The organism is Phocaeicola sp. RTP21198st1_B8_RTP21198_201120, assembly GCF_040929485.1.
GTDB lineage: Bacteria > Bacteroidota > Bacteroidia > Bacteroidales > Bacteroidaceae > Phocaeicola > Phocaeicola dorei.
Genome location: NZ_JBCOCI010000078.1, coordinates 16493 through 23650 on the forward strand (window position 1 = coordinate 16493; position 7158 = coordinate 23650).

Sequence of the window (7158 nt, forward strand, 5' to 3'; positions counted from 1 at the left end):
TCAAGCAGTATTTTACAAATATATCGTTATTTATAAAGCCCCAAAATGTATTTTTGTTCATTAACATGGAAATTTATACACTTTAAGCTTTTTAAGAAACGAACTGATATTTACCGCCCGATTATACAATAAAGGTTGCCCACTCTATATTTCTTTCTCTTTTCCACGCAGATAAACAGAAGGAGACACGCCATAGTGTGTCTTGAAACAACGGCTAAAATAAAGCGGATCACTGATACCTACTTTATAAGAAACTTCGCTCACATTATAATTACCTTCCAACAATAATTCCGCCGCTTTCTTCAGACGAATAATACGGAAATATTCATTAGGAGTATGCCCTGTCAAACCACGAACTTTCTTAGAGAATACAGTACGCCCCAATTTCATCCGGGCAGCAAAGTCTTCCATCGTAAATTCCGAATTTCCCAACTCCTGCTCTATAATAGCCTGCAATTTATCAAGGAACTGTTTATCTTTATCAGAAGTATAAATAGCCGGTCGCTCTATACTGGGATCATTCACATATTTCTCACGTAACTTTTCACGCTGGTCAATCAATTGAACCATCCGTGCCAAAAGCAATTTTAAGCTGAACGGTTTGGTTACATACGCATCCGCCCCACTTTCTACTCCTTCCAATTTATTTTCGGTAGTTCCCATTGCTGTCAGCAGAATGATCGGAATATGACTGGTACTAAATTCATTTTTTAACTTACGGGTTACTTCATACCCATTCATTCCCGGCATTAGGACATCACATATTATCAGATCAGCATCATAAGTCCGTGCACGTTCAAAACCCGCCACACCATCAGCCTCGGCTACCACCTCAAAATAAACAGATATTTCTTTCTTCAAAAATTCACGAATATCAGTATCATCTTCAATGATCAATATCTTTTTCTTGTTTAAAGGAGCCGCCATCTGTTCTTCTTTTACGAGACGGCACGGAATGCCTTCGTCTGTATGATCCGTTTCTTCCATTAAGGCTGTAGAGATCAAAAAATCTTTTGACTCATATACAGAACTATCCAATGGCAAAGTGACTGTAAAAACAGAACCCTGTCCTTCATTCTCCGCATATTCAATGCTTCCTTTATGCACATTTACAAGTTCGTGAGTCAAATGCAACCCGATTCCCATACTATCACCAGAGAAACTACTTTGCATAAATCGAGAAAAAAGTTGCCCGCGTTTCTCCAAAGGAATACCAATACCGGTGTCTGACACGGAAATGATCAATTTTTTTGTTTCTTCTTCCACATCTACCGAACAAACTATTTTCCCGCCCTCCGGTGTGTACTTAAATGCATTGGACAGAAGATTATAGACTATCTTATCCAGTTTACCTTTATCAACAAACATAGGATAAGAACTGACAGAAGGAATAAATTTAAATTCCATTTCTTTAGATTCCGCCGTTTCCCTAAAACTCAGAAATATATCGTAAAGAAAAACGATAACATCTGTTTCTTCTAATGAAAGAACCAGTTTATTATTCTGCATTTTTCTGAATTCCAGCAATTGATTGATTAATCTGAGCATCCGCTGCGTGCTTCTATCCATCACTTTTATAGGATAAGCCAATTCTTTAGAACCCCTACCCATAGCCTCTATTTTTTCCAAGGCTCCTTGGATCAACGTCAACGGGGTACGAAACTCATGAGAGATATTGGTAAAAAAGACCAACTTATATTCTGTCAACTGTTTTTCTAATTGAATACGATTCCGCAAGATAGCAAACTTATGGATTAGTCTGAATGTCATATACATTGCCATACAAATCAGCATTATATAAATGGCAAAGGCCCAACCTGTTTTCCAAAAAGGCGGAGTAATAACAATCTGTAATACGGTTTCATCTTCCCCCCATACACCGGAAGCACTGGATGCTTTTACATGTAACTGATAAGTACCCGGCAACAAATTTTTATAAGCTGCAAAATTCAAGGAGGAAGGGACTCCCCAATCTTTATCGTATGGAATTAACTTATAAATATACTTGGCATCATTTGCCATAGAATAGTCAAAAGTAGAGAAATCTATACTGAATGAATTCTGATAATATTTCAATTCTATTCTATTTGTATAACTTAATGCCTCTGTCAAAGGAGAATCAATATCCCCGGGACGAACAGAAATTCCATTTATTTTTAAATCAGTGAGAACCACCGGAGAAACGACATGCTGTGGCATGACTTTTTCAGGATCGACCACAACCAAACCATGATTCGTTCCAAACAGCAAATGTCCGTTTTTCATAACACAGGCACTACTCTCCAAATAGACATTGCCGGGCATTATCGCTGAAAAAAAGAAACTATCAAAAACCTCCGTATCCGGATCAAACCGGGACATTCCATATTCGGTACCCAGCCAGATTTTTCCATCTCTATCCTCCACTATAGACTGGACTACATTATTTACCAACCCGTCATCCTCATCATAATGCCGGAATTCCAACTGATCATAAGTTTGTCCTGACTGGCAGACAGAAAAGCCTTTACCGGTGGTTCCAATCCACATACGACCTTTGCTGTCACAAAAAATATTACGAATTTCATTGCTACGTATTTTCCCATTATCCAAATTATAAACGTAATACTGCCGCGAATCATTCAACAAAGAATCCGGATGGAATACATAAATACCATTATTGGTTCCTACCCACATCCAATGATTCCTATCAGCAGTAATAGTACGAACCTCTTGCTCTCCAAAACTCCCCTTCAAAAAATGACGAAACACAAAATCGTTTTTCTGATAAACAGCCAAATCGAGTCCTCCCCCGAAAGTTCCAATCCACATTCTATCCCGGTAGTCCCTATAGATATCATAAATATGATTATGTGCAAGTGAATTCACATCATCAGCCCGATGCACATACCATCTATCGCCTATACATAATCCATTCCCACGGGTTCCCATCCATACTTGCCCTTTGTCATCCTCTTTGAGAGCAAAGACACTAAGATGATAATAATTTCTTAGCAATAAATTCAAGTGACAGTCATAAGCAAACAATCCCCCCCGACGATTTCCTACCCGCACATCCCCATTCTCCATACACGTAACCATACGTATGGTATTGGAACGATCCACCAATTTCTCATTTTCAGGATAAATATAAGTTGCCCCATCATTTAATACTGACAATAAAGCTATGCCGGAATATTCTGATCCCAACCAGATATTACCGGTTCTGTCGCCCATAGCATATAAAAGAAAATCAGAATTCACCCGATTAAACTCATCCACATGATACGAGTAATGGGTCATCTCCTCCTTTTGAGAATCATAAACAAACAAACCATTACCATAGGTAGAAATCCATATCAGTCCACGTGGAACATCTTGTATGATATGATAACGTTCATCCCCTATCAACTTAACTTTTTCATCAGACATTAATCTAAAAATCCGGACGGCACGTGTCCGGACATCAATATAATGTACAAGACCAGTGCCATTGGAAATCCACAGATTATTCAAATTATCCTTTTCACATTTTCCTAAACGAATATCAAGCGATGAATCATGAATCAATCTTTTCTCAGACATACTAAACACCTCTCCACCCTCAGGAGTAAAAAACACCCAATCGTTCTGTAAACGACAGGACTCATAGGTATTAAAAGCAGAAAGTTTCCACGGCAACCGGGCTGTCAAAAACAAATTCTTACCTGAAGACTTTTCATAAATACCTCCATCAGAGGTTACAAAAAAAATCTTGTGACGAAAAGACATCGCCCCTACAAAAGACAAACTATCTTGAACTACCTGGGTATATCCCTCTTCTGTCACCTGAAACAGCCCAAGCTGAGTACAAATCCAAATCACTCCCTGTTCATCCTCATAAACGGAATTCACTGCATTAGTTGATAATTTCCCATTTTCCTTTGTAAAAGATACAGAAGAGTGAATTCCATCCTTACAGACTATTTTACGACATCCACTCTGATGATGCCACAGCCAAATATCCCCGACAGCAGTTTCCAATATTTTATTGTAAGGCCGTCTATATTCCCCACACCCCGTAAAATCAACAAAACAATCATGTTTCAAATCGTAACAACTCATTAATTCCGGAGCAGTGATAAACCATAAGAAACCATTTCGATCTTCTTGTATCTTCTTTACATGATGATTTGCCAAAGAAATTTTATCGCCTGATTCCGGACGGAATGTCACAAATGAATGGCCATCATAGCGGCTCAGCCCATCTAATGTACCCATCCAAATAAACCCTTTGCTGTCTTGAAACAGATAACGTACCGAATTATTCGCCAATCCGTCACTAGTCGTGATAAAAGTAGGATGTACATCTACCGATGCATGCATTTCCCAACCTATACACCCAAAAACAACCCATAACAGACAAATATATGTTTTCATACAATTTCAATCAGATTCATACCAGGCATTTAAATATATGACGTACATCATTTTCCCGACATACGCCATATTAGCAAAGATAGTAAAAATAAACGGATGTGCCCTATCAACAAAAGAAAAATCATCTATTCATAGTTTTCCAGTTTCCATTCATCTTTCCACTCTATCATCGGTATGCCATCCTTCACCACAATTGGCAGAAATACATAAGTAGCCTTATATACATCTTGATTAGGATTAACAAGCGTATAAAATCTGTCGGCCACTTTAGGAGTTGCAAAATCCTTTGGATAAGGACGGTGATCCTTGTACCGGGTCAAGAAAGACTGCCAGTCTTTCTTGGGTATATCCGTTTTATTAGTATGCGGTAGCCAACGATCGGCCATAGCCACATAAAGATCCTTTCCCGGAATCTTTATCACACTTGTAATCTGCGAGCAAAAAGAATGTGCATACTCATCACCTATGTGTGGATTCCCTAACACCGTATATTCACCATGATAATCATCGAATACCGCTACTTCCGAAGGGTTGGGAGTATAACTAGTTGTCCCTGATGTATAAATATAATGTTTACCATCCATTACAAAATGTGCTGCCGCCTCACGTGTAAACGGTGGAACCTTTCCAACAAAATGTTCTGAATACCGGCCATTTACATTTGTATAATCATCAGAAAGTTCAGCACATATCTGCTCCCAATGAGGACGCTCAAACCAAACATAACCTTTTCCTGTATCGGGATCAGCATACATGTCAAAATCCCCCACAGCAAAGCCATTAGGTTTCAGATTGCGGACAAAATGATAGGGTCCCATAAAATGTTCAGCTTCTAGAATAACAAAATGCCCATCATTACTTTGTGATTTCAGCCAGCATACATACCTGCCTGTTTTGGCACAATAAAGAATATGTGGGCGTTCCAATTTCTGACAATGATGCAAAGGTGAATGTGGATCAGTAGCAGGTTCAATTATCCTCCCCTCATCTTTCCAATTGTAAAAATCAGTAGATGAGTAACAACGTACTCCGCCAAACATCCGATTGGTACCAAACAGAGTATGAGTTTTATCCTCACCATACCAATAATATTTGCCTTCACGAAAAGTCACTTGAAACCCATGGGCCTGAATAGGTTTTCCTTCAGTATCAAGCCACACTTCACCAGGACGAATGGACTGATAATTTACTGGGACAAGAGGATATGTCTGCACATTTAAATAGCGACATTCTCCTCCCGTTTTTTCTATCTTCACCGAACTACCTGTAGTTACATTGCTGAACCCAAAGAAAGAGGCGTAATCACAATTATCAATACGCATTACTGTATCACAACTCTCTATTCTTACATCTTTCATTGAGAATTTTGTGGCATCGCATATTTTGCCAATCCGATCACAATGTGCTTTGACATTGCCGAAAAAAAAGTTCTTCACCGGCTTCTCCGGTAATGCAGACACATCCACCAATGTGCTACATCCGGTGATCTCCACATCGTGAATGGAAATATTAGCAAACCACGGTGTAAGTGGAGTTATCTCACGGGCCGGATAACGCTGTGCCAACTCACCTACCCAGCGGGCAGAACCAAGCATATCGCAATACAAAGCCTGTCTTTTCACATTAGCCCGCACCCGTTCCACATATATATTCTCCACAAAACCTCCTCGTGGACGACGAGTTTTAAAACGGAAAGCCTGGTCTGTTCCCTCAAAAACACAATCGTACATATATACATTTCTCACTCCACCGGCAATCTCAGTACCACACACAATACCGCCTGCTCCCCTCAGTGCTATACTTTTACGTATAACGACATTACTAGTGGGACGATTCACTTTCAATCCATCCTTACCCCGCCCGGACTTCATGGTGTAACAATCGTCCTGACAATCGAGCGAACAGTATTCTATCAGTACATCATTACTTGAATCAATATCAATACCATCCGTACGTCCATGTCCGAAACTGTTCACTGTAATCCCCCGAATTAAAATATGTTCACAATATTGTGGTACAATATTCCAATACAGTCCCCGTTCAAATGTAACACCTTCTACAAAGACATTCTTACAATTGATAGGGGCAAATGTCTTAGGCAAAAAGACTCCTTCACCATTCTTTCCATCATAAATACGGTCGGCAAGCGGTTTTCTTATCACCTTGTCACTAGACATACTTTCATTACACTTGTATATCTCGCAACTGGTAGGCGGTCCAACTACTTTTCCCTTTCCAGTCAATGCAATATTCTCCTGTCCATCAGCATACAAACAAGCTCCAAGAGAGTAAAGCTCCACCCCCTCATCCCGTGTAAAAACAGCCGGAAGATAATCTATTATATTACCACTGAAACGTAATTCCGCTCCTTCCGAAAGATGCAAATTTACATTACTCTTCAAGATAAGGCGTCCTGTCCGCCATACACCGGGAGGAACTACCACCGTTCCACCACCTCGGCAACTCATACTATCAATAGCCTCCTGAATCGGTTTAGTGGACATACCTTCCTGTTCCATCCTTACCAATATGGTAGATTCGGGAAAAACAGGCCTTTCAAACAAAGGCATAACAAACGGTGATTCAACAGGTTCTATAGTATCGGGCATATTCTGAGGCCCAACTTCACCTATTGTCAGCAACGCTATGCCACAAATAATACTTGTTAATGACATAAACTTAATTATTCCTCAAATCCGCAACTAAGCCCTTGAACGTCCTTATTGCGTTTACACGTCCTCTCATTACTGAATTTGCAGA

Annotated in this window: 2 protein-coding genes; both read right to left on the reverse strand. The window is 39.7% G+C overall.

The annotated features are described in order from the left end of the window. Positions 1–144: 144 nt before the first annotated feature. Entirely contained in the window at positions 145–4398 is a 4254-nt protein-coding gene (locus AB5935_RS19665) for a two-component regulator propeller domain-containing protein (RefSeq protein ID WP_038605618.1), read from the reverse strand. Positions 4399–4523: 125 nt separating this feature from the next. After that, positions 4524–7073: a glycosyl hydrolase family 28 protein gene (locus AB5935_RS19670; protein ID WP_007836529.1), complete on the reverse strand. Its 2550-nt coding sequence runs from the start codon at positions 7071–7073 to the stop codon at positions 4524–4526. Between the last annotated feature and the right edge of the window lie 85 nt (positions 7074–7158).

Bases quoted from the DNA above. Each gene is read 5' to 3' on its own strand.
- AB5935_RS19665 (WP_038605618.1), bottom strand. From the start codon at position 4,398: ATGAAAACATATATTTGTCTGTTATGGGTTGTTTTTGGGTGTATAGGT.
- AB5935_RS19670 (WP_007836529.1), bottom strand. From the start codon at position 7,073: ATGTCATTAACAAGTATTATTTGTGGCATAGCGTTGCTGACAATAGGT.